Source organism: Kaustia mangrovi (genome assembly GCF_015482775.1).
GTDB lineage: Bacteria > Pseudomonadota > Alphaproteobacteria > Rhizobiales > Im1 > Kaustia > Kaustia mangrovi.
Map to the genome: position 1 here is coordinate 4,224,961 of NZ_CP058214.1, position 25,031 is coordinate 4,249,991.

A 25,031-nucleotide genomic window follows, 5' to 3' on the forward strand; every position below is an offset into this window, starting at 1 on the left:
ACCATCGAATTGCAAAGAACGGTCGTCGCACCCCCGGCGCGGTCGCGCTGCCGGGGGTGGTGCGGCCACCATGGGCGGTCTCCGTCAGCCGGCGGCCTTGGGCTGGAGATCGTCCCCCTCGGCCTTGGCAATGGGGGGCGGGGGCATGGGAGACCTGGCATCGTCGGTGTCGAACTGGAGGGCATCGGCCAGGATGAAACGATCGACGAGGCCGGCAAGAACCGCGCCTGCGAGCGGAGCCGCCCAGAAGACCCAGAGCTGTTGTAGGGCCCAGTCCTCGGCGAAGACGACAGTGGCCGTCGAGCGCGCCGGATTGACCGAGGTGCCCGTGATCGGCAGCGTCCACAGATGCACCGCGGCGAGGGCGAGCCCGGCAGCGACAGGGGCGGCGAAGGCCGGGCTATCGTCGTGCGAGGCACCGAGCACGGCCAGCACGAAGATCGCCGTGGCCACCATTTCCGTGATCGCCGCGCCCTGGAGCCCGTAGCCTGCGGGCGAATGGTTGCCGTAGCCATTGGAGGCGAAAGCCGCCGCCTCGAAGCCCGGAATGGACATGAAGACAGCAAAGAGCATGGCGGTCGCGAGCAGGGCGCCGACGAGCTGGGCGGCCACATAGCCCGCAAGCCATTGCGGGCTCAGCCGGCCTGCGACCCAGGCTCCGAAGCTGACGGCGGGATTGAAATGCGCGCCCGATATGCAGCCGAATGCGGACGACATGGCGAGCATGGTCAGTCCGGCGGCCAGGCTGATGCCGACAATGCCGGCGCTCAGACCGGGAAATGTCGATGCGCCGACGAGTGTGCCGCAAATGACGGATACAAGGGCAAAACTGCCAATGGCTTCGGCCAGCAATCTCTTCTGCATGACGTCTCCTGATCCTTCGGGCCGGCATCCGGTGTGCCGTCCGCCCCCCTTCGTTCATGGAGATCGTATTTTTATACACTCTCATAGATTGTTTCAAATATAATAACACGCAAAAGGATGCTTTGCGATCCGGACAGCCGGGCGAAACGAAAGGGCCCCGCCGGAACCTGTGTCCGCGCGGGGCCTGTCTGGTGCATTGCGCTGTCCGACGGGATCGCCGGACTGATCGGGCGTTTCCATATCGCCCCGGACAACCGGGACATGGAAACGTCAGCATTCATTGTTGGATTGTCAGTCGGATCTCGCCGTCTTCACCCCCGGCCGGCAAGCCGAGGTCCCGAAGACGGCGCCGGTCGCTTCGGCGGCATCATTTTCCTAGACCTCGTTGCTGGTGTTGTCATGCCTCCAATGGTGACTCCGACCGGACGGTGCCGTCAAATCACAAGTCGGGAGCGTCCATCCCTGACGGGGCCTGTCAGTTCGACATCCCCTCGCGCGGTGCAGGCAGGCCGGTCACCGTGCCGTCCGGCATGAGCTGGAGGTCTCCGGCGTCCGCCATCCGGTCGTCGAGGCCATAGAGGAAGCACGGCGTGTCCTCGGCGCGCTCCTGCTCGTTGCAGGCCGAAAGCGCCTCTCGCGCGGCCTCCCCCGGGCTCGCCGCGTCCCAGGCCCTGGCCCATGCGCCGCCGAGATTCATCGCGAAGGCCTTGTGCCGGCGCTTCGCACGATAGCCCTGCAGGGCGCGCCATGTGTCGACCCCCGGATTGAGGTCGGCGAGCGGCAGGGGCTGGCGTGTCTGGGTCGGATCGATCCGGAAGATCTGGGCATATTGCAGGGCAGGGTCGAGCATGGTGCCGTTCACGTCGACGATGATGCAGCGGTTGCGCGGATCGCGGATGCCGGCATCGCAGGACTGGAGCGCGCTACGCACGGCCACCGTCAGGCTCGCCAGCCCGCTTTCGGAGGCGAACCGCCCGCCGGCGCTCGCCGCGAAGGCCTTGTCGCCCGGTTCGCTGCGATAGCGTTCGAGCGCGGAGAGCTGCTGCTCGCTGAGATCGAAGACGGGCCGGTCGGCGGCGCGTGCCGCAGCGGCCATGGCGAGACCGGCAGCCATGACGGCGAATACGATGACCGCACGGCTGATCGCCCGGCGAGCGAGGACCATAGGTCATTCTCCCCTGATGTATATGTCGCCCCCTGCGCCCGGCCGATTGCCTCTTCGGCTCCCCGGTCCGCATGTGCGGAGAATGACGCAGTCCGGGGCATGCTGGCAACAGGGATTGTGGAGGAATTGTGGCAAGCGCCGCTCAGGCGACCTATCTGAAGGGAAAACGGGGCAGGGGCAGCCGGCCGGCGGAGACGCACGGCCGCTCATGGAGGAGACAAGCCATGGTGACGAAGACGGCGGACATTTGCGATTTCGGATGGCGGGCACCGGATTTCCGCCTGCCGGCGACGGACGGGAAGGTCTACACGCTCGACCATGTGCGCGGCGAACGCGGTACGCTGATCGTCTTCATCTGCAATCACTGTCCCTATGTGAAGGCGATCGTCGACCGGCTGGTGCGCGATGCCCGCGACCTGGCCGACCACGGCGTGGCAACCGCTGCGATCTGCTCCAATGACGGGGAGACCTATCCGCAGGACTCCTTCGACAACATGGTCCATTTCGCCGTCGAGCACGGCTTCACCTTCCCCTATCTCCACGACGAGAGCCAGGAGGTGGCACGGGCCTATGAGGCTGTGTGCACGCCCGACTTCTTCGGCTTCGATGCCGATCTCGGGCTCCAGTATCGCGGGCGCCTCGACGAATCCCGCGCCGTCCCCGTGCCCGATGCGCGCCGCGAGCTCTACGAGGCCATGGTCCAGGTCGCACAGACGGGGCAGGGGCCGCGCGACCAGACGGCGTCCATGGGCTGCTCGATCAAGTGGAAGATGAGCTGAAGCGCAAAGGCGTGGACGGCGGATGGGCCGGTCCGGCCCACTGGAGTTCTTTCCGCTGAGGCGGCTCCGGCCCGCTCCCCACCCGACCACCCATGAGATCATACTGCCGTGGGTGGCCGGGTGGGGGAGCGGGCCGGTGCAGAGACACTCGGACAGAAAAAAGCCCTATCCGATTCATCGCGCGGGCCTTTTCCGCCGGCGCCCCTCGCGAGGGCGCCGGCGGACCCGGTTTCTCAAGCGCTCGCGCCAACCGATTCTGCCGACTCGATAAATCCCCGGCCGATGAGCGCGCGCAGCCGTCTCAGTCCTTCGCGATCCGGCCGCCGCCGGTCTTGCGGATCGCAAGCACGGAGGGGCGCGGCGGCATGCCGGGCTCGAAGTCGGGCCAGCGGGTTGCGGGATTCTCGAAGGTGGAGGCGCGGGCGAAGGGCGCATAGTCCTTCGTGCCGTCGGTGGCGGGGTGCTGCACGGCGACGAACAGCGTCTCGCCGTCGGGCGCGAAATAGGGCCCGCACATCTCCGCGCCCACCGGGCAGCGGAAGAACATCCTCGACAGGCCGCGCGCATCGCCCTCGGTGTCGACCGCATAGAGGCCGTCGGCCTTGCCGGTCTTGGGCCAGCTTCCGCCCTGGTCGGTGGAGATCCACAGGCGCCCGTCGGCGTCGACGGCGGCATTGTCGGGCGAGGCGAACCAGCCGCTGTCGCTGGTCGCCGGGTTCCAGACCGCGCCGATCTCGGCCACGCGCGGATCGCCGCAGGTCACCAGGATGTCCCAGGCGAAGGTCTCCGCGGCGTGGTCGCCGCCGGGCGGGGTGAGCTCGACCACATGGCCGAAGGCGTTCGGCCCGCGCGGATTGGCGGCGTCCGTCGCGTCCGCCTTGCGCTTGGTGTTGTTGGTGAGCATCACATAGACCCGGTCGGTCGCCGGGTTCGGCTGGACGTCCTCCGGCCGGTCCATGGGCGTGGCGCCCAGGAGGTCGGCGGCAAGCCGGGTGTCGATCAGGACGTCGGCCTGGCTCTCGAAGCCGTTCTCCGGCGTCAGCGGCCCCTCGCCGAAGACGAGCGGCAGCCACTCCATCGAGCCGTCCTCGCCGAAGCGGGCGACCGACAGCGTGCCGTCCGACAGGAGCGCCATGTTGTGCGCCTTGTCGCCCTCGCGATAGGCCTCGCGCGAGACGAAGCGGTAGAGATAGTCGAAGCGGGCATCGTCGCCCATATAGACGACCACCCGGCCGTCGCTGTTGAGGATGGTCTCCGCGCCCTCGTGGCGGAACCGGCCGAGCGCGGTGTGCTTGACCGGCGTGGAGCCCGGATCGTTGGGGTCGATCTCCACGACCCAGCCGAACCGGTTCGGCTCGTTCGGCTCCTTGTCCACGTTGAACCGGTCGTGGAAGCGGCCCCAGGCATACCAGCCGCCGGGCACCGCATAGCGCTCGTAGCTCTTCTGCTGGTCGCCGCCCAGCCCCTTGGTCAGGCGCTTGCCCTCGGCATCCTTCTCGTCGGTCCAGAAATAGCCGTGGAAGTTCTCCTCCGCGGCGAGATAGGTGCCCCAGGGGGTGTGCCCGCCGGCGCAGTTGTTGAGCGTGCCCATCACGCGCTTGCCGGTCCGGTCGGCGCTCGTCTTCAGCCGCGCATGGCCGGCGGCCGGGCCGTCGACGGCCATCTCGGTGCTGAGCGGGCTGATGCGGCGGTTGAATCGCGATGTGAGCACCGGCGTCCAAGTGCCGTTCTCAAGGGCGATTTCCACGATGCTCACCCCATGGGCGGCCATCTCGATGTCGACCAGCTCTGCGGTCATGCCGGCGAAATCGACCTTGTCCTGCCGGCCGAGCCCGGGGAACATCACCTCCTCGTTGGTGTATTCGTGGTTCACGCAGATGAGGCCGCGCGTGCCGGTATCGTCGAGCGGCAGGAAGGCGACATAGTCGTTGTTGTAGCCGAACTGGCGAAGCTGGGCCTCCGCCGACTGGTTCGCCGGGTCGAAGGCGGGGGCGTCGGCGAAGATCGGGTCACCCCAGCGCAGAAGGATCGCCGCGTCGTATCCGCGCGCCACATGGTGCGTCTCGTCGACGCCGGCATCGATCTCGGCGAAGTCGAAGCTGGAGACCGGCGCTGCGGCCTTCGCCGTCGGCGCGGTCAGCGCGGAGGTGCCGAACAGCGCGCCGATGGCGCTCACGGCCAGCGTCGATTTCAGGACGTCGCGGCGGGCGAAGCGGCGCCCGATCACATCGCCCAGCGTGCGGTCGAGATGGGGGTTGGCTGGCTGATCGTCCGAGGCCTCGAAGGCTTCTGCCTTGTTGCAGTACCCGTCGTCGGCGACGATGCGCTTGCTGTGGTCGTTCATCACTTGCACTCCTGATGTGGGCGGCCTTCGCCCACCGTGTCACGCGGTCCGTTCCGTGTGACGCACGCAAGTGCCATGCTATTGCGAAGCTTCGATGACAGCGCGTCCTCGACTCCGGCGCGAGCGTCCCTCTACAATATGCGATAGTATGGCCCTGAAGGCGGTGGCCGGGGGCACGGCGGGAGCACGGGAGACGACGAGATGCGCGCCGCATTGCAGATCTCACGGGTGGAGACACCGGCGCTCGTCCTGCGCGAGATCAGGGCGCGCGACGCGCGCTCGTTTGCCGCCTACATGCTGAGCAAGGACTATCAGAGCCATATCGCGGTGCGTTACGCCTCGCCGGCGGATGTGCAGGGCTTCGTCGCGCGCAGCCTGCGCCGGCAGATGAGCCCGAACCGCTCCCTCTACCATCTGGCCGCCGAACTCAAGGCGACCGGCCATGTGATCGGCGATGCCTTCCTCCAGCTCAACCGGCCCCGTTCGGCGGAGATCGGCTGGGGCGTCCACCCCGATCTGTGGAATCGCGGTTTCGCCACCGAGATCGGCCGCGCCATGCTCGCCATCGGCTTCGAGCGGCTGGGCTGCTCCAGGCTCTGGGCCAAGGCCTTTGCGGAAAACGCCGCTTCGATCCGCGTCATGGAGAAGATCGGCATGCGCCGCGAGCGCTTCGCGCGCGACCAGTATGTCGGCAATGGCATCCGCACGGATGTCTATGTCTACGCCATGACGCTGGAGGACTATTTCGACGCCCCCTATTGAGGCGCGGACGTATTCCCTCCATCCTGCCGGCGGCCACAAGGTGCGGTTCGGTGGCCGCCCTCTCTCCGTTCTCTCGTCCTTCCTTCCTGAGGCATCGCGGCTTCCATGGATCTCACGACCCTCGCCATCCTGCTCGTGGCCGGCACGGTCGGCGGCGCCATCAACGCGGTCGCGGGCGGGGCGACCTTCTTCACCTTCCCCGCGCTGCTGAGTATCGGCCTGCCGCCGGTGACGGCGAACGCCTCCAACGCCGTGGCGCTGTGGCCGGGCCATGCCGCGGCGGTGCCCGCCTATCGCCGCGAGATCGCGAAGGCCCGGCACGGCCTCGTCTGGCGCGGGCTCGTGGCGCTCGCCGGCGGGGCGATCGGCGCCCAGCTCCTGCTGGCCACCGGCAACCGGCTGTTCGAGGCACTGATACCGTGGCTGCTGCTCGCCGCCACGCTGCTCTTCGCCTTCGGGCCGCGCCTGTCGCGCATCGTCGGGTCGGCGCAGGCGCGCAAGGCGGGCAGGGGCCTTGTCCTCGGTCTTGCCGTGGAATTCGCCTTCGCGGTCTATGGCGGTTATTTCGGGGCGGGGCTCGGCGTGCTCCTGATGGCCTGCCTGTCGCTGCTCGGCCATGACGACCTGCACGAGGCCAACGCACTGAAGAACCTGCTCGCCACGCTCGTGACGGCGGCCTCCGTGGCGAGCTTCGTGCTGGCCGGCGTCATCGCCTGGCCGGAAACGCTGGTGATGATCGGCGGGGCGATCTTCGGCGGCTATTTCGGCGCCCGCGCCGCGCGCAGCGTCGCGCCGGGCATCCTGCGCGCCATCATCATCGGCGTCGGCCTCATGATGAGCGGCTACTACTTCGTCGCCGTCTCGGTGTGAGGCCTGTCGGGCGGGAATGACGGGGGAGAAGACGCCGTCCGGCCGGATGGCGCCCGGGAGCGGCGTGTGTCCGATTGGGCGCACATAAGCCGCTCCAACCGTCGAATCTAGCCGCCGGTCACCGACATGTGGCGCGAGAGCGATGGCCTGTTGTGGCGGCGGTCGATGATGAAGTCGTGGCCCTTGGGCTTGCGGGCGATGGCCTCCTCGATGGCGTCGTGGAGGGGGCCGTTCGACTCCGAGGCCCGCAGGGGCGCGCGAAGATCGGCGGCATCCTCCTGGCCGAGACACATGAAGAGCGTGCCCGTGCAGGTCAGCCGCACGCGATTGCAGGATTCGCAGAAATTGTGGGTCAGCGGCGTGATGAAGCCGAGCCGGCCGCCGGTCTCCGCGACCTGGACATATCGCGCGGGCCCGCCGGTCTTGTAGGGGATGTCCTCCAGCGTCCAGCGCTCCTTCAGCCGTGCGCGCACCATGGAGAGCGGTAGATACTGCTCGGTGCGGTCGCCGTCGATCTCGCCGAGCGGCATGGTCTCGATGAGGGTCAGGTCCATGCCGTTGTCGTGGCACCAGACCATCATGTCCTCGATCTCGTCCTCGTTCACGCCCTTGAGCGCGACGGTGTTGATCTTGATCTTGAGGCCGGCGTCGCGCGCGGCCCGGATGCCCTCCATCACCTTGGCGATGTCGCCCCAGCGCGTGATCGTACGGAACATGTCGGGGTCGCGCGTGTCGAGCGAGACATTCACCCGGCGCACGCCGCAGTCATAGAGCTCGCCGGCGAACCGGGCGAGCTGGCTGCCATTGGTGGTGAGCGTCAGCTCGTCCAGCGCGCCAGTATCGAGATGGCGCGAGAGCAGGCGGAACAGCGTCATGATGTTCTTGCGCACGAGCGGCTCGCCGCCGGTGATCCGGAGCTTGCGTACCCCCCTCTCCACGAAGGCCGAGCACACCCGGTCGAGCTCCTCCAGCGTGAGGATCTCGCGCTTGGGCAGGAACGTCATGTTCTCCGCCATGCAGTAGAGGCAGCGGAAATCGCAGCGGTCCGTCACCGAGACGCGCAAATAGGTGATCGCGCGATGGAACGGGTCGACCAGCGGCGACCGCGGCTCAACGCGATCGAATGTCGCCTCGCGCTCCATATCGTCCTGAACCCGTGTTGCCACCTTGCTGAGTCCTCGAGAAAAGGGCATGGCCATCGATGCCACGGCCGGCAGCCTGACATTAGTTGCGTCCATTATCAATCTAGGACGTCCGGTGCGGATCGCACCGCCAGTTCCACATGATGGAATGACCGGCCGGTCTGTGCCGTCCGGCGCTCGTCGCGCTTGATGCGGGGCATGTCGGCAAGTTACTCTAATTCTAAGGAGGAGTGTTGCCCCCGTCGCCGTCAACTGCGATTGCGTGTGGGAGTCGAGACGCACGAAGAAGCCCCGAAGAGCAAGCGTGCGGACAAGACGATGGACCCCGGCGCAGGCGGAAGACGCAAGAAGATCGGAACCTTGTGACAGGCGAGGGCCGCGCGCGAAGACCGCATGGCTATTGGGATGGCTGCCACAGTGCAGGGAGGGGCATGGGAGGTCGCCGCTGAGGAACGCCTCAGGGCGGATCTCTATCGCATGTTCGCCCATTTCCTGAGGAAACCGCCGGATGACGGCGATCTGCGCATGGCCGCGGGGCTTGGCGGCGGAGATACCGCGCTCGGCGAGAAGCTTGCCGCCTTCGCGCATCTGGCGGAGACGGTCACCGCAGCCGACGCCGCGCGCGAATATCACGAGCTCTTCATCGGCATGGGGCGCGGCGAGCTGCTGCCCTACGCCTCCTACTATCTCACCGGGTTCCTGCACGAGAAGCCGCTGGCGAAGCTGCGCACCGACATGGGCGAGCTCGGCATTGCGCGCCGCAGCGACGTGAAGGAGCCGGAGGACCATATCGCCGCGCTGAGCGAGATGATGGCGGGGCTGATCGACGGCGCGTTCGCGGAGCCGGCCGGGCTCGATGTCCAGAAGCGCTTCTTCGCCCGGCATCTGGAGCCGTGGGCGGCGCATTTCTTCAAGGATCTGGAGCAGGCGAAAAGCTCTGTCCTCTATGCGCCGCTCGGCGGGGCGGGCGCGGCCTTCATGGCGATAGAGCAGGCAGCCTTCGAGATGGTTTGAGCGGCCGGAGGGCGAGGGGCCCTCTGGCTTTGAGACTTGGCGGGGGACGGCAGGAAAGGGAGTGTAGGCAATGTCCGACAAAGACGGGAAGGTGCGCGCCGGCCGGCGCGACTTCATGAAGCTTGCGGGCCTGTCGGCGGTCACCGGCGGCACGTTCGCCGCCCTCGGGCAGGAGCCCGCGGAGGCGGCCGCGGCACCGCAGGAGGCGGGCAGCTATCGCGAGAGCGAGCATATCCGCACCTATTACCGTACGGCCCGGTTCTGAGACGGCCGGGGCGCGACGGCACATCCGGGGGCGCCGATTTGAAGTGTACCCACGTTTCTTCCGGCATGCGCGTGGCGGCCGGCGGGAACTTCAGGGAGGAACGTTGAGATGCTGAGGAAGAAGACCGAAGGGATCGCGAGCACGTCCCGTCTGGCCTCCGTACTGGCGGATGTGACGGGCGGCGCCATAGACCGGCGCACCTTCCTGAGGCGATCGGGGCTGGCGGTCGGCGGTCTCACCGCGGCTGCGGGCCTGAAGGCCGGCATGGTCGGCCGGGCGGAGGCGGCGGAGACCTCCAGCGGCGATGCGGCGGAGATGAGGAAATCCGTTTGCACCCATTGCTCGGTCGGCTGCACGGTGATGGCGGAGGTCACCAACGGCGTCTGGATCGGCCAGGAACCCGGCTGGGACAGCCCGTTCAATCTCGGTTCCCACTGCGCCAAGGGCGCTGCGGTGCGCGAGCATGCCCATGGCGAGCGGCGCCTCAAATATCCCATGAAGCTGGTCGACGGCCAGTGGACCCGGGTGTCGTGGGACGAGGCGATCAACGAGGTCGGCGACAAGCTTCTGGAGATCCGGGAGTCGTCCGGCCCCGATTCGGTCTACTGGCTGGGGTCGGCCAAGCACTCCAACGAGCAGGCCTATCTGTTCCGGAAATTCGCCGCCTTCTGGGGATCGAACAATGTCGATCACCAGGCGCGTATCTGTCATTCCACCACGGTCTCGGGCGTCGCGAACACCTGGGGCTACGGCGCGATGACCAATTCCTACAACGACATCCACAATTCGCGCTGCATCTTCCTGATCGGCGGCAATCCGGCGGAGGCCCATCCGGTCTCGCTGATGCACCTGCTCAAGGCGAAGGAGGAGAACAACGCCGATCTGATCGTCTGCGATCCGCGCTTCACGCGCACGGCCGCGCACGCCACCGAATATGTGCGCTTCCGTCCGGGCGCCGACGTCGCGATGGTCTGGGGCCTGCTCTGGCACATCTTCGAGAATGGCTGGGAGGACAGGGAGTTCATCCGCCAGCGCGTCTGGGGCATGGACCATATCAGGGCCGAGGTCGCCAAGTGGACGCCCGACGAGGTGGAGAAGGTGACCGGCGTTCCCGAATCCCAGATGAAGCGGGTCGCGCGCAAGCTCGCCACCAACAAGCCGGGCACGGTGATCTGGTGCATGGGCGGCACGCAGCACACCAACGGCAACAACAATACGCGGGCCTACTGCGTGCTCCAGCTCGCGCTCGGCAATATGGGCACCGCCGGCGGCGGCACGAATATCTTCCGCGGCCACGACAACGTGCAGGGTGCGACCGACCTCGGCGTGCTGTGCCACACGCTGCCCGGCTATTACGGCCTGTCGGCGGGGGCATGGAAGCACTGGTCGCGCGTGTGGGACGTCGACTATGAGTATCTGAAGGGGCGGTTTGCCTCCGAGGAGCTCATGGGGGAGTCCGGCATTCCGGTCAGCCGCTGGTTCGACGGCGTGCTGGAGGCCAAGGACAATATGGACCAGCCGGACAATGTCCGCGCCATGGTCTTCTGGGGCCACGCGCCGAATTCGCAGACCCGCCTGCCCGACATGAAGAAGGCCATGGAGAAGCTCGACCTCCTCGTGGTGGTCGATCCCTATCCGACCTTCTCCGCGGTCATGCAGGACCGCACCGACGGGGTCTATCTCCTTCCCGCCGCCACGCAGTTCGAGACCTCCGGCTCGGTGACCGCGTCGAACCGCTCGCTGCAATGGCGCGAGAAGGTGGTGGAGCCGCTGTTCGAGTCGCTGCCCGATCACACCATCATGTACAAGTTCGCCGGAAAGTTCGGCTTTGCCGACGACATGTTCAAGAACATCGCGGTGGAGAACGACGAGCCCCTGGTGGAGGACATCACGCGGGAGTTCAACCGCGGCATGTGGACGATCGGCTATACCGGCCAGTCGCCGGAGCGGCTGAAGAAGCACATGGCGAACCAGCACACCTTCGACCGCACCACGCTTCTGGCCAATGGCGGCCCGTGCGACGGCGACTATTACGGCCTGCCGTGGCCGAGCTGGGGCACGCCGGAGATGAACCACCCGGGCACGCCGATCCTCTACGACACCTCCAAGCCGGTGGCTGAGGGCGGCCTGACCTTCCGGGCGCGCTTCGGCGTGAAGGCGCCCGACGAATGGGGCGGCGAGAACCTGCTCGCGGAAGGCTCCTATTCTGAAGGCTCCGAGCTCGAGGACGGCTATCCGGAATTCACCTACGGCATGCTGAAGAAGCTCGGCTGGGATGTCGACCTGACGGGCGACGAGCGCACGGCCATCGAGACAATCGGCGGCGACGCGCCCGACAAGGTGAACTGGAAGACGGACCTGTCCGGTGGCATCCAGCGTGTCGCCATCGCCCATGGCGCGGCCCCCTTCGGCAACGCCAAGGCGCGCTGCGTGGTGTGGACCTTCCCGGACCCGGTGCCCTTGCACCGCGAGCCGCTCTACACCCCGCGCAGGGACCTCCTGCCGAAATACGCCACCTATTCGGACCGCAGGATGTACCGCCTGCCGATCCGGTATGCCTCGATCCAGGAGACCGATTACTCCAAGGACTACCCGATGATACTGACCTCGGGGCGGCTGGTGGAGTATGAGGGCGGCGGCGACGAGACGCGGTCGAACCCGTGGCTCGCCGAGCTCCAGCAGCACATGTTCGTCGAGGTCAATCCCCGCGATGCCAACAATATCGGCATCAGGGACGGCGAGATGGTCTGGGTGGAAGGCGCGGAGAAGGCCCGCGTGAAGGTCATGGCCATGGTGACGGAGCGGGTCGGCGAGGGCGTCGCCTTCATGCCGTTCCACTTCGCCGGCTGGTACCAGGGCGAGGACCGGCGGCACAAATATCCCAAGGGCGCCGACCCCTATGTGATCGGCGAGGCGTCCAACACGGCGCAGACCTACGGCTATGACTCGGTGACCAACATGCAGGAAACCAAGGTCACCCTCTGCAAGATCGAGAAAGTGTAAGGAGGCACACCATGGCGAGGATGAAGTTCCTGTGTGATGCCGACCGTTGCATCGAATGCAATGCGTGTGTCACCGCCTGCAAGAACGAGAACGAGGTGCCCTGGGGCATCAACCGGCGCCGGGTCGTCACCATCAATGACGGCAAGCCCGGCGAGCGCTCGATCTCGGTGGCCTGCATGCACTGCTCCGACGCGCCGTGCATCGCCGTCTGCCCGGTCGACTGCATCTACCAGACCGATGTCGGCGTGGTGCTGCACAACAAGGATCTGTGCATCGGCTGCGGCTACTGCTTCTATGCCTGCCCGTTCGGCGCGCCGCAGTTCCCGCAGGTCGGCAATTTCGGCACCCGCGGCAAGATGGACAAGTGCACCTTCTGCAATGGCGGCCCCGAGCCCGACAATTCCGAGGCGGAGTTCAAGAAATACGGCCGCAACCGGCTCGCGGAGGGCAAGCTGCCGCTGTGTGCGGAGATGTGCTCGACCAAGGCGCTGCTCGCCGGCGACGGCGACATCGTGGCCGATATCTACCGCGAGCGCGTCGTCGCGCGCGGTTTCGGCTCCGGTGCCTGGGGCTGGGGCAAGGCCTATCCGGGCCAGCCGTCCTGACCGAACGCACCGAAGGGGGCGGCAGGCGCCCTGCCGCCCCCTTCGGCCATGCCGTATCGAGGCCAATCGACGAGACGGGACATTGGGAATGGTATCTGCGCGCGCACTCACTGCGGCGGCCCTGATCGCGGCCCTCGGGCTGTCGGTCGCGGGATGCCGGGAGGCCGAGCTCGACAAGACGGTCTCGATAGAGAAGGGACACTATACGGGCCCGAGGAACCCGCCGCTGAGCGAGGCGACGCTCGACGAGCTCCGCCAGCGCCAGAAGCTGCAGAGCTCCTCCAGCCTTTGACGGGGGCGAGACGGAAAGGGACGGGTGCCATGACAGCCAGACGACCGGTTCCGGACACGGCCCGCGGGCGAGGCCTCCGGGCCATGCTCGCCATCCTGTTCTGCATGATCTGCCTCGCTGCGCCGGGTGCCGCCATGGCGCAGGCGGTGGTGCCGCCCGACGATGCCTCGCCCTCCGCCGGCCCGCCGGGCGGCGGCGTGCCGACGGAGTCGCTGGGGGCGAGCTCGGATGCGGATATGTGGCGGGCGGTCCGCCAGGGCGTGGAAGGGCAGGTCTCCATCCCCGACAAGCAGGCGGGTGTCCTGATCCAGTCCGACGGCGAGGTCTGGCGCGTCGTGCGCAACGGGCCCGTCACCTTCTATGGCGGCATGGCGGTGATCGGCATCGTGCTGCTTCTTGCGCTCTTCTTCCTGATCCGCGGCCGGGTCCGGGTCGAGGCCGGTCTCGCCGGCGTCACCATCAGCCGGTTCAACGGGCTTGAGCGCTTCTCCCACTGGCTGACCGCCGTCTCCTTCCTGATCCTCGCCTTCACCGGGCTGAACGTGATGTTCGGGCGCTATCTGCTCAAGCCGCTGATCGGCGCGCAGGCCTTCGCCGACATCACGCTCGCCGGCAAGTTCCTGCACAACTATGTCGCCTTCGCCTTCATGGCCGGTCTCGTGCTCGTGCTCGTCCTGTGGATCAAGGACAATATCCCGAACCGGTACGATCTCGTCTGGATCGGCAAGGCGGGCGGCATGCTCTCGCGCGGCACCCATCCGCCGGCGAAGAAGTTCAATGCCGGCCAGAAGGTCATCTTCTGGCTCGTCGTGCTCGGCGGGCTGTCGGTGAGCCTGTCCGGCATCTCGCTCCTGTTCCCGTTCCAGACGGCGTTCTTCTCCAAGACCTTCGAGGCCGTCAACCTGCTCGGCTTCGATCTGCCGGCCAACCTCACCGCCATGCAGGAGATGCAGCTCTCGCAGGTGTGGCACGGCGTGGTCGCCCTGTTCCTCGTCATCGTCATCATCGCGCATATCTATATCGGCACGATCGGCATGGAGGGCGCCTTCGACGCGATGGGCTCGGGCCGGGTCGATCTCAACTGGGCGCGCGAGCACCATTCGATCTGGGTGGAGGAGCTGGAGCGCAAGGGTGCGCTCGATCCGCGCCCGGCCGAGGACGCGGAGACGGCCGAGACAGCGAAGCCGCAGGCGGCGAGCTAGCACGGGTCCGGAACGGTTTCCATGCGCTCCGGGCAGGCGAATTGCCGGAGACGGGCCTGAACCATGGCAAGGTGTCGGGAGCACCGGCCCATCGGGGTCGTGATCGTCGGGCTTTGCGCGGCAGCCGCCATAGCCGTCGTGGCGTGCGCGGGCACGGCAGCGCGTGCCGGCGAGCCGCTCGACGGCCATGGCGGGCCGGTCGGCGATATCGCCATATCCGGCCGGTTCGCCCTGACGGCGAGCTTCGACTATTCGCTCATCCACTGGCTGCTCGAGCCGGAGCCGATGGCGCTCGCGCGCCTGATCGGCCACGAGGCAGGGGTCAATGCGGGCGCCTTCGTGCCCGGCGGCAAGCGGGCCGTGTCGGGCGGGGACGACGGGCTGGTGGCGGTCTGGTCGCTTGAGCGCGGCACGCTCGCGGCGAGGCTGGAGGGCCATCGCGGACGGGTCGTCGACATCGCCGTCTCGCCCGATGGCCGCCATGCGGCGTCTGCCGGCTGGGACGGAACGGCGCGGCTCTGGAGCCTCCAGACGTTGGCCCTCCATGCCGTGCTCAAGGGCCACACCGACCATGTCAACGCCGTCGCCTTCCAGCCAGACGGCGCCCGGCTCTACACCGCCGGCGCCGATGGCACGATCCGGGCCTGGCGGGTGCGCGACGGCACCGCGCTCAGCACCGTCCACGATCATGGATGGGGCGTGAACGCGCTGGCCGTGCTGCCCGGCGACCGGGGCCTCGCCTTCGCGGCGACGGACGGCACGGTCGCGGTCGTCGATCCGGACACCGGCACGCTCACGCACGAATTCGCCGGCGCGGAGCGGCCTGTCCTCGCGCTGGCTGTCTCGCCGGACGGCACGCGCCTGGCGGCGGGCGGGGCGGACGGGTCTATCCGGGTCTGGTCCCTGCCGGACTGGAAACTCGTGCGCGAGGGCTGGCAGGCCGGCGGGCCCGTCTGGTCGCTGGCCTTCGCAGCCGACGGGGAAAGCCTCTATCATGGCGGCATGGACGCCCGCACCTTTCACTGGGACATGACGGGCCCGGAAGTCGCCGGGACCGCCGCGCCGCGGGACGGGGCCCCGGTGGTGGCGGCCGACCCCGGCGAGCGCCAGTTCGCCCGTCATTGTGCCATATGCCACACGCTCACGCCGTCCGGCGGCAATCGTGCCGGACCGACGCTCTACCGCCTGTTCGGCCGGCGCGCGGGATCGCTTCCTGACTATCCCTATTCCCCGGCGCTCGATTCCTCGGATATCGTGTGGACGGAGGAGACCGTCGAGCGCCTGTTCGCGGAGGGGCCGCACAAGGTGGTGCCGGGCAGCAAGATGCCGCTGCAGCGCATGGGCGACCCCGTGGCGCGCCGCGCGCTTGTCGGTTACCTGAAACGCATGACGGACGGGCCGGCGGGCCCGTCCCGCAGCACTTCGCCATCGCTGGGAGAGCCGGCGCGCTGATGCGAGCATGGAGACAGAGGCATGAAGGCGTTTCTCATGAGTTTACTGGCGGTCGCGGTCGTCTCGCTGGTCGCCCTCTATACGCTGGAGGAGCTGGGCTGGACGTCGCAATCCGTCTACTCCAGCCAGTCCGTCAGGCTCGACTGACACACGGCATGGCGATCCCCGTGCGCCACGTCGCGATGGCCTCGGCCGTCGCCGCAAGTCTCATGCTGCCAACCGGCGCGGCCCTGGCCGACAAGGCCGGCGGGCGGCCGTCCTCCGCCGTCATCCGCACGGCCATGGAAAGCGTGGTGAGCGTCCTGCCGGACTGGCCGCGCAAGGAGGAGGGGGGAGACGAGCCGGAAGGCTCCGGCGTGGTGATCCTCGACGGCCACCAGATCATCACGGCGGGCCATGTGATCGGGGCGGCGGAGACCATGCGTGTGCGCACCGACGATGGGGATATCCTGCGCGCCCGCCTCGTGGGGACGGACGAGGCGACCGACCTCTCGCTTCTGCGGGTCGGTCGGGCGCTCAGGCCGATCGCCTTTGCCGGCGAGCCCGAGCTGGGCGATCCGGTCTGCGCCATCGGCAACGTCTTCGGGCTCGGGCTGTCGGTGAGCTGCGGAATGGTCTCCGCCGTCCATCGCGCGGGCGTCGGCTTCAACGCCATCGAGGATTTCATCCAGACCGACGCGGCTGTCAATCCGGGCGCGTCCGGCGGGGCGCTGATCGATGCGAGCGGACGGCTTGCCGGCGTGCTGTCGGCGATCTTCACCAAGAGCATGGACGCCAATATCGGCGTCAATTTCGCCGTGTCGTCGCCGCTGGCGGAAAAGGTCGCCAGGGCGCTCGCCGCCAGAGGGCATGTCCGGTGGAAGCCCCTGGGCGCCATTCTCGCCGCTTCGCCACCGCCGGGGGAGACCGGCCGGCAGCTTGTGGAGGTCGTGAGGGTTGTGCCCAACAGCCCCGCCGGGGTTGCGGGGTTGAAGCGGGGCGATAAGATCGTGCACATGGGGAAACGCCGCGTCATGGCGCCGGCCGATGTGACAAGCGCCTATGTGAGCGCGAAATCCGGCGACGTGTTGCGCATCACGATCGAACGCGCGGGTGCCGAGCGCGAACTATTGCTCGTCGTTCCGGACCAGCCGTGACGCCTGGACGGTCCGGGAGGTCATCATGTCAGGAGGCCATCATGGATGAAGACAAGTTCAACATGTCCCTGCGCAAGTTCCTCAAGCAGGTCGGCGTGACCTCGCAGCGCGAGATCGAGGACGCCGTCCGCAAGGCCGGCAAGACGCAGGGCAAGGTGCCCGTCAAGGTCGTCCTCACCAGCGAGGCGGTGGGCCTGACCCACGTGGTCGAGGGCGAGATCGATCTGGGCGGAACGTGACCTCCGCCGGCCAGGTCTGACGGTCGCGATGGACCAGCGGGACCCGACCTTTCCACCGCTCATGTCCGGCCGCGTCGCGGTCGACCCGCCGGACCCCTTCGCCTGCGCGAAGGACGCCGCCGCGCGCGGCGAGGCCTCGGCGGGCGAGGTCTTCTGGCTGCCTGACCGGGATCGGGTGAGGCTTGCCGTGGTGCTCGAGCCCGACGTGCCGGCCGAACGCGCGGTGCAGATGCAGTTCGCCATGATGGTCGCCGCGGGCGACGCGCTGGGCGCTGCGGGGCCGCCGGAGATGGCGGTCCATTACCGCTGGCCGGGCGTCATCGCGGTCAACGGTGCCGTGGCCGGCGAGGTGCGTCTCGCCCTGCCGGACGATGCGGGGACCGGCGACGTGCCGCGCTGGCTCGTGGTGGCGCTCGACCTGGCGCTGGCGCGCCCGGAGGGGGCGCCCGAGCCCGGCGAGGAGGCCGGCCGCACGACGCTTCGCGACGAGGGGCTCGGCGATATCGGTCCCAGTGCGCTCATCGAATCGCTCTGCCGCCATTTCCTGGTGTGGATCCATCTGTGGACCGATGACGGCTTCCGGCCCGTTCACGATGCCTGGATGGCGCGGCTCGAGGGCGGCGGCGGGGACACGGAGGCGGCCGCGGACGGTGCGAGAGGCCGCGCCATGGGGCTGGAGGAGGACGGGAGCCTTCTGCTGCGCACGGAGGAGGGCATGCGGGCCTGCGCCTTCATGGACCATGTCGAGCGGGTGGCCGGCGAGGGGGCGTCGTGAAGTTCCTGCGCGTCATCCGCTTCGACCGGTCGGACGACCATGTCTTCGCCCGGGCCGCGGAGCCCGACGAGTGGGCGGTGTCCGGCGCCTTCTCCTTCATTGCCCTTCGCCCATCGGATATCGTCGGCAAGACCCGTCAGGCCTTCGTGAACGGCTTTCTCGGCCTGCCGAGCTTCGGCCGGTCGACCTTCGCCGTCATCGCGGAGATGGGGGATGCGGAGCGCGGCCTCGTGGAAGGCTGGCTTGCCGACCATGCGCTTGCCGAGCACGGCGCGCCCGACCGCGCGGCGGCGCTTGCCGCGGCGCGCGACGAGATCGCCTTCGTGGCCGGTCTGTGCGAGGAAAAGCCGATCAACACCGTTCTCGCCGTTCACCGGCATCTGGACGACGAGGGCGCGATCCGCGAGGCCTTCCGGGAAATCGCTCCGCCGGGCGAGCCGCGCCATGCCCGCATCTGGGACATCGCCGATGACGATACCTGACTTCTGGCTGAGTTCGGGCTTCCATCTTCTCGAGCGCAACGAGCGGGGCGAGCTCGCGGTCACGCCCGCTTTTGTCGGGGCCTATCTCGCCCGGCCGGAAATGGCGCCGGTCGCGGAATCCTGCCCGGAGGAGGTCGCGCTCCATGCGGGCCTCGAGGCGGATCCGCTGTCGGCGGTGCCGGAGGCGCGTCTCGCCGCGCTCGCCGACGAGGATGTCCGCGACAATTACCGGATCTTCCTGGGGTTCCGCGACCTGCTCGTGCGGGCCGGTACGCTGGAGGCGGCCTATATGACGATCCTGCGGGGCGCGCCGGTGCCCGTGCCGCCGCTCTTCGTCGACCAGATCGTCCATGCGGTCCTGCGCAACATCCTCGACGATTGCTCCGATCCGCTGCGCCTGCGCGCCGCGGAGCTGTTCTTCCGCGACCAGCGCGTCTCCACCGACGAGGGGCGCGTCATTCTCGCCGACGAGGAGACGGTGGAGATGTATGCCCGCACGGGCGGCTTCGGCGGCCTCGGCCAGTTGCTGGCGGAGGCGGGCACGGCGCCGCGCGCGGTCGATCTCGACGTTCTGGGCGAGGACAACAAGGCCATCTACTGGGCGCGCTCCGACCGGTTCGACACCGCCATCGACATTCGCTTCACCCAGCCCGCGCTCGACGCCTTCGCCCGCGTGATGGAGGCCTGGATCGGCCATTTCCTCAAGCTGCGCGTGCGCATCCAGCCCGTCCAGCGCATCGACGACGAGGCGTGGCGCTGGCATATCGGGCTCGACGCGGAAGCCTCGCGCATCCTGAACGCGCTCTATCGCGGGACGCCGCTCGGCGAGAGCGACATGGAGCAGATCATCGCGCTGTTCCGGATGGAGGTGCGTGACCGCGACGCGATCATGGAGGAGATGCGCGGCCGGCCGATCTATCTCGCGCTCGCCAAGGAACAGGCCGGGACGCTCAAGATGAAACCGCAGAACCTGCTCGCCAACCTGCCGCTCATGGCGGAGGTGTGAGGGCCATGGGCGCGCGCGGCCGGCACTCCGTCCTCGACCGGTGGCCCGCCCGTGCGCTGGCCGCCGCGGTGGTGCTCGCATGCCTGGCCGCCATGGCCTATATCGCCCGCGACCGCCTGTTCCCGTCCTCGCGGGATGCCGCCGGCGAGGGGCTCAATCCGGACTTCGTGGCCTGCCGCGACCAGCGGCTCGGCGAGGTGCGGCAGATGCGCGAGGACGGCCTCATCACCGCCGACCAGCTCGAGACCTTCACCGCCCGCGCCATCGGCTATTGCGCGGACCGGTTCCCGCCGGATGCCCGGGGGCCGGTGCAGCAGGGCTGATGAGAGAAACCTCGCCGATCAGGATTGCGCGCGCTTCGGACCGTAGAAGATCACCCAGACCTTGAAATCGTCGGTGAAGGTCTCGAAGCGGTGCGGCATGTGGGCGGGCACGTAGAGCAGGTCGCCCGGGCCGAAGTCCACGAGGTCCTCGCCCCGGCTGAAGGTGCCCGTGCCGTCCGCGACGATATAGAGCTCGTCGCGGTCGTGCGGCGTCTGCCGGTCGGTGCCGACCGGGGCGTAGAGCTCCACCGTGACGTCGTCTCCCCGGTCGAGGACCACATGGAACGGCGTGTCCGGCGCGAGGCGGGAGAAAGCCTCCGCCACCGTCGTCTTCAGCATGGGCTTGTCGTTCGGCATGGCGGTCACCCCATCTTGAAATCGCGCACGGCGTCCGGCACCTCCAGGCCGTCGAGCAGGCGCGGGCAGGGGATGGGGGCGAGCGTCTGCGTCCTGAAGGGCAGCACGCCGGCCCAGACCGGGTCGCCGTAATCCTCCTCGTCGTCGACCGGCGGGCCGGTGCGGATCTTGGCGGAGGCCTCGTCGAGCGGCATGGAGAGCACGGTGGTGGCCTTGATCTCCTGATCGGTCATGGCGCGCATCTGCGCGATCCGGCCGGGCAGGAGTCCCTCCATGAAGCGGTCGAGATGGCGCGCCTTGTCCTCCGGCGCGACCGGCTCGGCGGTGCCGTAGACGACGACGGAGCGATAGTTGGCGGAGTGGTGAAAGGCGGAGCGCGCAAGGACCAGCCCGTCGAAGATCGTGACCGTCAGGCAGACCGGCGCGCCCGCGGCGGCGCGCAGCATGCGGCTCGCCGAGGAGCCGTGCCAGTAGACCCGGTCGCCCTCGCGCCACTGGATCGTCGGCAGGACGGCGGGCTTGCCGTCGACCGAGAAGCCGATATGGCACAGCGGCATGGCGTCGAGGATCGCGTCGATGGTCGCGCGGTCGTAATGGCCGCGCTCATGGGCCCGCCTGAGCCGGGTGCGGTCGGTCGGGGCGTGCGCTCTTTCGGCGGTCGCGGTGTCGGTCATGGGCCTGTCTCCAGAAAGAGAATTGTGTCGCCCCGTGGATTGCCCTTTAATTGGACTTGTTAAAAGGTCCAATTTTTCGATGTCAAAGCAGTCCAATATTGCGCCCGGCGGCCCACCCCCCGATGCCGCGCTTCTGGCCCTGTCGATCGATGCGTCGGCAACCGAGCCGGCCTATGTCCAGATCTATGCGGGCATCCGCGATCTGATCCTGTCGGGCCGGATCGCGCAGGGCGCGCGCCTGCCCGCCAGCCGCACGCTCGCTGCCGAGCTGGGCGTGGCGCGGGCGACGGCGGTCGCCGCCTATGACCAGCTTGCCGGCGAGGGCTATATCGAGGGGCGGCGCGGCTCCGGCATGTATGTGGCGCCGTTCCTGCCCGAGCATCTCATGCTCGTGCGCCCGGCCGCGGGCAATCGCTGGAGCGGCGGGGCAGACGGTGCCGCCGCGCCGGCCGAGCTGCGCGGCACGCGCCCCATCGTGCCGTTCCGCATCGGGCCCGATCCGCGCCTGTTTCCCCATGCCGACTGGGCGCGCCTCCTCCAGGAGAGCTGGCGGGACGGCGGCGCCCCGTGGGACGGGATGCCGGACCCGTTCGGCCATATGCGCCTGCGCGCCGCCATCGCCGACCATCTCGCGGCCTGGCGCGGCATCGCCGCGACGCCCGACGAGATCGTCGTGACCGCCGGCACGGCCGATGCGCTCGATATCGTCATCCGCACGCTGATGGCGCCGGGCGAGACCGTGTGGATGGAGGATCCCGGGCACGCTCCGCTGCGCGCCGCCGTCGAGGCTCACGGGCTGCAACCGCACGCGGTGCCCGTCGACCGGGAGGGGTTCGACCTCGACCGGGCGACCGCCGGCGGCGGGTCGGCGCGCGCCGTCATCGTCACGCCCTCGCGGCAGTTTCCGTTGGGCCATACCATGCCGCTGGCGCGCCGGCTCGCCATGATCGAATGGGCGAGCCAGACGGAAAGCTGGATCGTGGAGGACGACTATGACAGCGAGTTCCGCTATTCGGGCCGGCCGCTGGCCGCCCTCGCCAGCCTGGACGAGACCGGCCGCGTGATCTATCTGGGCTCGTTCTCCAAGATCTTCTCCTCCAGCCTCCGGCTCGGCTTCATCGTCGCGCCCCGGACCCTCGCGGACGCCTTCCGGCGCACGCTGGAGCGGTTCGGCATGCGCGCCTCCCTGGTCGCCCAGCCCGCACTTGCCGCCTTCATGGAGACGGGACGCTTCGCGCGCCATCTCCGGCGCCTGCGCCGCACCTATCAGAAGCGCCAGGCCGCACTCATGACCGCACTCGCCGAGGAGTTCGACGGCCTGCTCGCCGCCGAGCCGCAGGGCGCAGGCATGCACCTGACCGTCGATATCGACCCGGCGCTCCGGCGCCGCATGGACGACCGGGAGATTTCCGCGCGGGCACGCGAAGCCGGCATCGAGGTGCCGGCCCTGTCGGCCAGCTTCCATGGGCCCGCCTCCCGGCAGGGCCTGCTCATGGGGTTTGCGGCCTTCGACGAGGACGAGCTTCGCCATGGCGCAGATCGCCTCAAGGCGGCCTTGTGGTGATGCAAGGAGGTCACAGCTTTGGAAAATCAATCGGTTGTGCGCGGATAGCTATTGTCCGGGCCGTGGATTCACATAGGCTGTGCGTCGGCGCTAGGCTCCCGATTCGCCTCCATTGAGCGAGGCGACGGGGATCGGGAGCGAAAGCGAAGCAGACGAGGGGGAGCCCTGTCAGTCGCTCCGTGCGGGCATCGTGGACATCAAACGTTGTCGGGGTAGGTTACGGAAGACGAACGAAACAGGGCCCAAAGCGGGGAATGCCCAACATGACCGGGGCAGGCCCGCAAAACGAAAGAAGCCGGAGCCCGCGGGGGGTCTCCGGCTTCGTTCGTTTTGCGGGCCCCGCCCGGCTTCGGTGTGAGCAGTGCCGGCATGGGGTAGCGCCGGCATCTCGGCAATGAACTCCGGAATGGTCCCCGGACTTGTTGCCCCGAGGCGCTGCTGCCCGCGCAGGTGCCCGTTTCCAATGCGTGAAGCCCGGCCCCTCTCGTCGTCATTCCCGCGAAAGCGGGAAACCACAAGCAATATCAGAGATATGGACCCCCGCTTCCGCGGGGATGACGGACCGCAGATGCCGTATGCGGAACGAGCGGCCGATTGACCAGACCTGCGCTCAGGTGGGGACACCTGAGCGCAGGTCGATCCTGCCGTCAGACCGAGTAGTACATGTCGAACTCGACCGGATGCGGCGTCATCTTGAAGCGCTCGTCCTCCTCGCGCTTCAGCGCGATATAGGCGTCGATCTGGTCGTCGGAGAACACGCCGCCCTTGGTCAGGAAGGCGCGGTCGGCGTCCAGGTTGTCGAGCGCCTCGGTGAGGCTCGAGGAGACATGCGGGATGTCCTTCAGCTCCTCCGGCGGCAGGTCGTAGAGGTCCTTGTCCATGGCCTCGCCCGGATGGAGCTTGTTCTGGATGCCGTCGACGCCGGCCATCAGCATGGCGGCGAAGGCCAGATAGGGATTGGCGGACGGATCCGGGAACCGCACCTCGAGCCGCTTGGCCTTCGGCGACGTGGTGTGCGGAATGCGGCAGGAGGCCGACCGGTTGCGCGACGAATAGGCGAGCAGGACCGGCGCCTCGTAGCCCGGCACCAGACGCTTGTAGGAGTTGGTGATCGGGTTGGTGAAGGCGTTCAGCGCGCGCGCATGCTTGATGATGCCGCCGATGAAGAACAGGCACTCCTCCGACAGGTCCGCATACTGGTTGCCGGCAAAGTTCGGCTTGCCGTCCTTCCACAGCGAGAAGTGGCAGTGCATGCCCGAGCCGTTGTCGCCGAAGACCGGCTTCGGCATGAAGGTGGCCGACTTGCCGTAGGCGTGGGCGACATTGTGCACCACGTACTTGTAGATCTGCATCTTGTCGGCCATCACGGTCAGCGGCGCGAACTTCACGCCGAGCTCGTGCTGGGCGGCGCCGACCTCATGGTGATGCTTCTCCGTCTCCACGCCCATCTCCGCCATGACGGAGAGCATCTCGGAGCGGATGTCCTGGCAGGAATCCACCGGATTGACCGGGAAGTAGCCGCCCTTCATGCGCGGGCGGTGGCCGAGATTGCCCATCTCGTACTCGGTGCCCGTATTGCTCGGAAGCTCCGTGGAGTCGACCTGGAAGCCGGTATTGTAGGGGTCGGTGTTGAAGCGGACATCGTCGAAGATGAAGAACTCCGCCTCGGGGCCCACGAAGACCGTGTCGCCGATCTGGGTCTGCTTGAGATAGGCCTCCGCGTTCTTCGCGGTCATGCGCGGGTCGCGGGTATAGGCCTCGCCGGTCGACGGCTCGAGCACGTCGCAGAACAGCCCGAGCGTCGACTGGGCGTAGAACGGGTCGAGATGCGCGCTCGCCGGATCGGGCATCAGCATCATGTCGGACTCGTTGATCGCCTTCCAGCCCTGGATGGAGGAGCCGTCGAAGGCGACGCCGTCGGCGAACATGTCCTCGTCGACGATCGCGACGTCCATGGTGACGTGCTGCAGCTTGCCGCGCGGGTCCGTGAACCGGAGATCCACGAACTTGACGTCCTTGTCCTTGATCAGGGCAAGGACGGACTCTGCGGAATGCTCGTTAGCCATTTCTGGTTTTCCCTGCTATTGGCGTGAGAGTTGGTGTTTGGAAAAGGGTCGAAGGGGCTCGGCGAGGTGTCGCGGGGGCCGGGTCAGAGGGCATCCACGCCGGTTTCGCCCGTGCGGATACGGATCGCTTCCTCGACCGTGGAGACGAAGATCTTGCCGTCGCCGATCCGTCCGGTCTTGGCGGCGGACTGGATGGCGTCCACGGCCTTCTCCACCAGGTCGTCGGAGAGGACGACCTCGATCTTCACCTTGGGCAGGAAGTCGACGACATATTCCGCCCCGCGATACAGTTCGGTGTGGCCCTTCTGGCGCCCGAAGCCCTTGGCCTCGGTCACCGTGATGCCCTGCAAGCCCACCTCCTGCAGCGCTTCTTTCACCTCATCGAGTTTGAAAGGTTTGATGATCGCCTCGATCTTTCGCATTACGCCCCTTTCCGATCGTCTCCTGAAGCCGTCCGCCCGTCACGCGGACAGACGGTCCCATTGCCCGCGAACGGGCTGCCCGTCCCTATGCAGCCCTCGTGCCAAACCCGTTCCAGATAAATAATCCATTCATATCAGTGTCTTATATACACTCGTGCCGGTGGGCCGGAATTGCAGGGAAATCATTGCCCAAATTTTACTCTTCTTGCTGCATGCAAAAAGGGCAGA

25 protein-coding genes are annotated in these 25,031 nt (G+C 67.8%); 17 read left to right on the top strand and 8 right to left on the bottom strand.

Annotated elements, in window-relative coordinates:
- Positions 1–84: 84 nt before the first annotated feature.
- Together HW532_RS19955 and HW532_RS19960 are read right to left on the bottom strand one after the other, a co-directional pair.
- Complete coding sequence (locus HW532_RS19955) at positions 85–864, bottom strand: aquaporin (protein ID WP_213162136.1); 780 nt, start codon at positions 862–864, stop codon at positions 85–87.
- 475 nt (positions 865–1,339) lie between these two features.
- Positions 1,340–2,029 (bottom strand): hypothetical protein, encoded by a 690-nt coding sequence (locus HW532_RS19960; RefSeq protein ID WP_213162137.1) that lies wholly within the window; start codon positions 2,027–2,029, stop codon positions 1,340–1,342.
- 227 nt (positions 2,030–2,256) lie between these two features.
- Here HW532_RS19960 and HW532_RS19965 point away from each other — a divergent pair, with 227 nt between their 5' ends.
- Positions 2,257–2,808: a thioredoxin family protein gene (locus HW532_RS19965; RefSeq protein WP_425491964.1), complete on the top strand. Its 552-nt coding sequence runs from the start codon at positions 2,257–2,259 to the stop codon at positions 2,806–2,808.
- Positions 2,809–3,109: 301 nt separating this feature from the next.
- On the opposite strand, the gene HW532_RS19970 is transcribed toward HW532_RS19965, so the two are convergent.
- Positions 3,110–5,152 carry a PhoX family protein gene (locus tag HW532_RS19970; protein ID WP_213162139.1) on the bottom strand — a complete coding sequence of 681 codons (2,043 nt, stop codon included), beginning with the start codon at positions 5,150–5,152 and terminating at the stop codon, positions 3,110–3,112.
- Between the two features lie 201 nt (positions 5,153–5,353).
- On the opposite strand from HW532_RS19970, the gene HW532_RS19975 reads away from it, so the two are divergent.
- Positions 5,354–5,914, top strand: coding sequence for a GNAT family N-acetyltransferase (locus HW532_RS19975; RefSeq protein WP_213162140.1), 561 nt, complete (start codon positions 5,354–5,356; stop codon positions 5,912–5,914).
- Between the two features lie 105 nt (positions 5,915–6,019).
- Positions 6,020–6,784: a sulfite exporter TauE/SafE family protein gene (locus HW532_RS19980; protein ID WP_213162141.1), complete on the top strand. Its 765-nt coding sequence runs from the start codon at positions 6,020–6,022 to the stop codon at positions 6,782–6,784.
- Positions 6,785–6,891: 107 nt separating this feature from the next.
- Here the strand turns inward: HW532_RS19980 and moaA are convergent, their stop codons facing one another.
- Complete coding sequence (moaA, locus tag HW532_RS19985; protein ID WP_213164669.1) at positions 6,892–7,926, bottom strand: GTP 3',8-cyclase MoaA; 1,035 nt, start codon at positions 7,924–7,926, stop codon at positions 6,892–6,894.
- 405 nt (positions 7,927–8,331) lie between these two features.
- Between moaA and HW532_RS19990 the strand changes: the two genes are divergently transcribed.
- The 13 genes from HW532_RS19990 (at position 8,332) to HW532_RS20050 (ending at position 19,720) form a co-directional block, all read left to right on the top strand.
- Positions 8,332–8,940, top strand: coding sequence for a TorD/DmsD family molecular chaperone (locus HW532_RS19990; protein ID WP_213162142.1), 609 nt, complete (start codon positions 8,332–8,334; stop codon positions 8,938–8,940).
- 70 nt (positions 8,941–9,010) lie between these two features.
- A complete protein-coding gene (locus tag HW532_RS19995; RefSeq protein ID WP_213162143.1) occupies positions 9,011–9,205 on the top strand; it encodes a twin-arginine translocation signal domain-containing protein in 195 nt (64 codons plus the stop codon).
- A 108-nt stretch (positions 9,206–9,313) separates the two neighbouring features.
- Positions 9,314–12,208: a formate dehydrogenase subunit alpha gene (locus tag HW532_RS20000; RefSeq protein ID WP_213162144.1), complete on the top strand. Its 2,895-nt coding sequence runs from the start codon at positions 9,314–9,316 to the stop codon at positions 12,206–12,208.
- A gap of 11 nt (positions 12,209–12,219) precedes the next feature.
- Positions 12,220–12,813 carry a formate dehydrogenase FDH3 subunit beta gene (fdh3B, locus tag HW532_RS20005; RefSeq protein ID WP_213162145.1) on the top strand — a complete coding sequence of 198 codons (594 nt, stop codon included), beginning with the start codon at positions 12,220–12,222 and terminating at the stop codon, positions 12,811–12,813.
- A gap of 88 nt (positions 12,814–12,901) precedes the next feature.
- Positions 12,902–13,105: a hypothetical protein gene (locus HW532_RS20010; RefSeq protein ID WP_213162146.1), complete on the top strand. Its 204-nt coding sequence runs from the start codon at positions 12,902–12,904 to the stop codon at positions 13,103–13,105.
- A 29-nt stretch (positions 13,106–13,134) separates the two neighbouring features.
- Complete coding sequence (locus tag HW532_RS20015; RefSeq protein WP_246479328.1) at positions 13,135–14,307, top strand: formate dehydrogenase subunit gamma; 1,173 nt, start codon at positions 13,135–13,137, stop codon at positions 14,305–14,307.
- Positions 14,308–14,370: 63 nt separating this feature from the next.
- Positions 14,371–15,759, top strand: a complete 1,389-nt coding sequence (locus HW532_RS20020; RefSeq protein WP_213162147.1) for a cytochrome C — start codon at positions 14,371–14,373, stop codon at positions 15,757–15,759.
- Between the two features lie 155 nt (positions 15,760–15,914).
- On the top strand, positions 15,915–16,895 hold the full coding sequence (locus HW532_RS20025) for a S1C family serine protease (RefSeq protein WP_213162148.1): 981 nt from the start codon (positions 15,915–15,917) through the stop codon (positions 16,893–16,895).
- 41 nt (positions 16,896–16,936) lie between these two features.
- Positions 16,937–17,134, top strand: a complete 198-nt coding sequence (locus tag HW532_RS20030; protein WP_213162149.1) for a DUF6494 family protein — start codon at positions 16,937–16,939, stop codon at positions 17,132–17,134.
- A 28-nt stretch (positions 17,135–17,162) separates the two neighbouring features.
- The gene (locus HW532_RS20035; protein ID WP_213162150.1) at positions 17,163–17,909 is read left to right on the top strand and encodes a biotin/lipoate--protein ligase family protein; all 747 of its coding nucleotides are present in this window, start codon (positions 17,163–17,165) and stop codon (positions 17,907–17,909) included.
- Positions 17,906–18,391 (top strand): DUF6505 family protein, encoded by a 486-nt coding sequence (locus HW532_RS20040; RefSeq protein WP_213162151.1) that lies wholly within the window; start codon positions 17,906–17,908, stop codon positions 18,389–18,391. Before HW532_RS20035 ends, HW532_RS20040 begins: the two co-directional genes overlap by 4 nt.
- The gene (locus HW532_RS20045) at positions 18,378–19,397 is read left to right on the top strand and encodes a DUF6352 family protein (RefSeq protein WP_246479329.1); all 1,020 of its coding nucleotides are present in this window, start codon (positions 18,378–18,380) and stop codon (positions 19,395–19,397) included. The genes HW532_RS20040 and HW532_RS20045 overlap by 14 nt, the downstream gene beginning before the upstream one ends.
- A gap of 5 nt (positions 19,398–19,402) precedes the next feature.
- Complete coding sequence (locus tag HW532_RS20050; RefSeq protein WP_213162152.1) at positions 19,403–19,720, top strand: hypothetical protein; 318 nt, start codon at positions 19,403–19,405, stop codon at positions 19,718–19,720.
- An 18-nt stretch (positions 19,721–19,738) separates the two neighbouring features.
- On the opposite strand, the gene HW532_RS20055 is transcribed toward HW532_RS20050, so the two are convergent.
- On the bottom strand, positions 19,739–20,077 hold the full coding sequence (locus HW532_RS20055; RefSeq protein ID WP_213162153.1) for a cupin domain-containing protein: 339 nt from the start codon (positions 20,075–20,077) through the stop codon (positions 19,739–19,741).
- 5 nt (positions 20,078–20,082) lie between these two features.
- Positions 20,083–20,751, bottom strand: a complete 669-nt coding sequence (locus tag HW532_RS20060) for a pyridoxamine 5'-phosphate oxidase family protein (RefSeq protein WP_213162154.1) — start codon at positions 20,749–20,751, stop codon at positions 20,083–20,085.
- 79 nt (positions 20,752–20,830) lie between these two features.
- On the opposite strand from HW532_RS20060, the gene pdxR reads away from it, so the two are divergent.
- The gene (gene pdxR / locus HW532_RS20065) at positions 20,831–22,315 is read left to right on the top strand and encodes a MocR-like pyridoxine biosynthesis transcription factor PdxR (RefSeq protein WP_213162155.1); all 1,485 of its coding nucleotides are present in this window, start codon (positions 20,831–20,833) and stop codon (positions 22,313–22,315) included.
- A 647-nt stretch (positions 22,316–22,962) separates the two neighbouring features.
- On the opposite strand, the gene glnA is transcribed toward pdxR, so the two are convergent.
- Both glnA and HW532_RS20075 read right to left on the bottom strand, forming a co-directional pair.
- The gene (gene glnA, locus HW532_RS20070; RefSeq protein WP_213162156.1) at positions 22,963–24,381 is read right to left on the bottom strand and encodes a type I glutamate--ammonia ligase; all 1,419 of its coding nucleotides are present in this window, start codon (positions 24,379–24,381) and stop codon (positions 22,963–22,965) included.
- A gap of 83 nt (positions 24,382–24,464) precedes the next feature.
- Entirely contained in the window at positions 24,465–24,803 is a 339-nt protein-coding gene (locus HW532_RS20075; RefSeq protein WP_213162157.1) for a P-II family nitrogen regulator, read from the bottom strand.
- Positions 24,804–25,031: the final 228 nt, after the last annotated feature.

Excerpts from the sequence above, each read along its gene's own strand:
- HW532_RS19990 (WP_213162142.1), top strand. The coding sequence starts at position 8,332 with ATGGCTGCCACAGTGCAGGGAGGGGCATGGGAGGTCGCCGCTGAGGAA.
- HW532_RS20050 (WP_213162152.1), top strand. The coding sequence starts at position 19,403 with ATGGGCGCGCGCGGCCGGCACTCCGTCCTCGACCGGTGGCCCGCCCGT.
- HW532_RS19975 (WP_213162140.1), top strand. The coding sequence starts at position 5,354 with ATGCGCGCCGCATTGCAGATCTCACGGGTGGAGACACCGGCGCTCGTC.
- HW532_RS20075 (WP_213162157.1), bottom strand. The coding sequence starts at position 24,803 with ATGCGAAAGATCGAGGCGATCATCAAACCTTTCAAACTCGATGAGGTG.
- fdh3B (WP_213162145.1), top strand. The coding sequence starts at position 12,220 with ATGGCGAGGATGAAGTTCCTGTGTGATGCCGACCGTTGCATCGAATGC.
- HW532_RS20045 (WP_246479329.1), top strand. The coding sequence starts at position 18,378 with ATGACGATACCTGACTTCTGGCTGAGTTCGGGCTTCCATCTTCTCGAG.
- HW532_RS19955 (WP_213162136.1), bottom strand. The coding sequence starts at position 864 with ATGCAGAAGAGATTGCTGGCCGAAGCCATTGGCAGTTTTGCCCTTGTA.
- pdxR (WP_213162155.1), top strand. The coding sequence starts at position 20,831 with ATGTCAAAGCAGTCCAATATTGCGCCCGGCGGCCCACCCCCCGATGCC.
- HW532_RS19970 (WP_213162139.1), bottom strand. The coding sequence starts at position 5,152 with ATGAACGACCACAGCAAGCGCATCGTCGCCGACGACGGGTACTGCAAC.
- HW532_RS20010 (WP_213162146.1), top strand. The coding sequence starts at position 12,902 with ATGGTATCTGCGCGCGCACTCACTGCGGCGGCCCTGATCGCGGCCCTC.
- HW532_RS20020 (WP_213162147.1), top strand. The coding sequence starts at position 14,371 with ATGGCAAGGTGTCGGGAGCACCGGCCCATCGGGGTCGTGATCGTCGGG.
- HW532_RS20060 (WP_213162154.1), bottom strand. The coding sequence starts at position 20,751 with ATGACCGACACCGCGACCGCCGAAAGAGCGCACGCCCCGACCGACCGC.
- HW532_RS19960 (WP_213162137.1), bottom strand. The coding sequence starts at position 2,029 with ATGGTCCTCGCTCGCCGGGCGATCAGCCGTGCGGTCATCGTATTCGCC.
- HW532_RS20025 (WP_213162148.1), top strand. The coding sequence starts at position 15,915 with ATGGCGATCCCCGTGCGCCACGTCGCGATGGCCTCGGCCGTCGCCGCA.
- HW532_RS20055 (WP_213162153.1), bottom strand. The coding sequence starts at position 20,077 with ATGCCGAACGACAAGCCCATGCTGAAGACGACGGTGGCGGAGGCTTTC.
- HW532_RS19980 (WP_213162141.1), top strand. The coding sequence starts at position 6,020 with ATGGATCTCACGACCCTCGCCATCCTGCTCGTGGCCGGCACGGTCGGC.
- HW532_RS19995 (WP_213162143.1), top strand. The coding sequence starts at position 9,011 with ATGTCCGACAAAGACGGGAAGGTGCGCGCCGGCCGGCGCGACTTCATG.
- HW532_RS20000 (WP_213162144.1), top strand. The coding sequence starts at position 9,314 with ATGCTGAGGAAGAAGACCGAAGGGATCGCGAGCACGTCCCGTCTGGCC.
- HW532_RS20030 (WP_213162149.1), top strand. The coding sequence starts at position 16,937 with ATGGATGAAGACAAGTTCAACATGTCCCTGCGCAAGTTCCTCAAGCAG.
- HW532_RS20015 (WP_246479328.1), top strand. The coding sequence starts at position 13,135 with ATGACAGCCAGACGACCGGTTCCGGACACGGCCCGCGGGCGAGGCCTC.
- HW532_RS20035 (WP_213162150.1), top strand. The coding sequence starts at position 17,163 with ATGGACCAGCGGGACCCGACCTTTCCACCGCTCATGTCCGGCCGCGTC.
- moaA (WP_213164669.1), bottom strand. The coding sequence starts at position 7,926 with ATGGAGCGCGAGGCGACATTCGATCGCGTTGAGCCGCGGTCGCCGCTG.
- glnA (WP_213162156.1), bottom strand. The coding sequence starts at position 24,381 with ATGGCTAACGAGCATTCCGCAGAGTCCGTCCTTGCCCTGATCAAGGAC.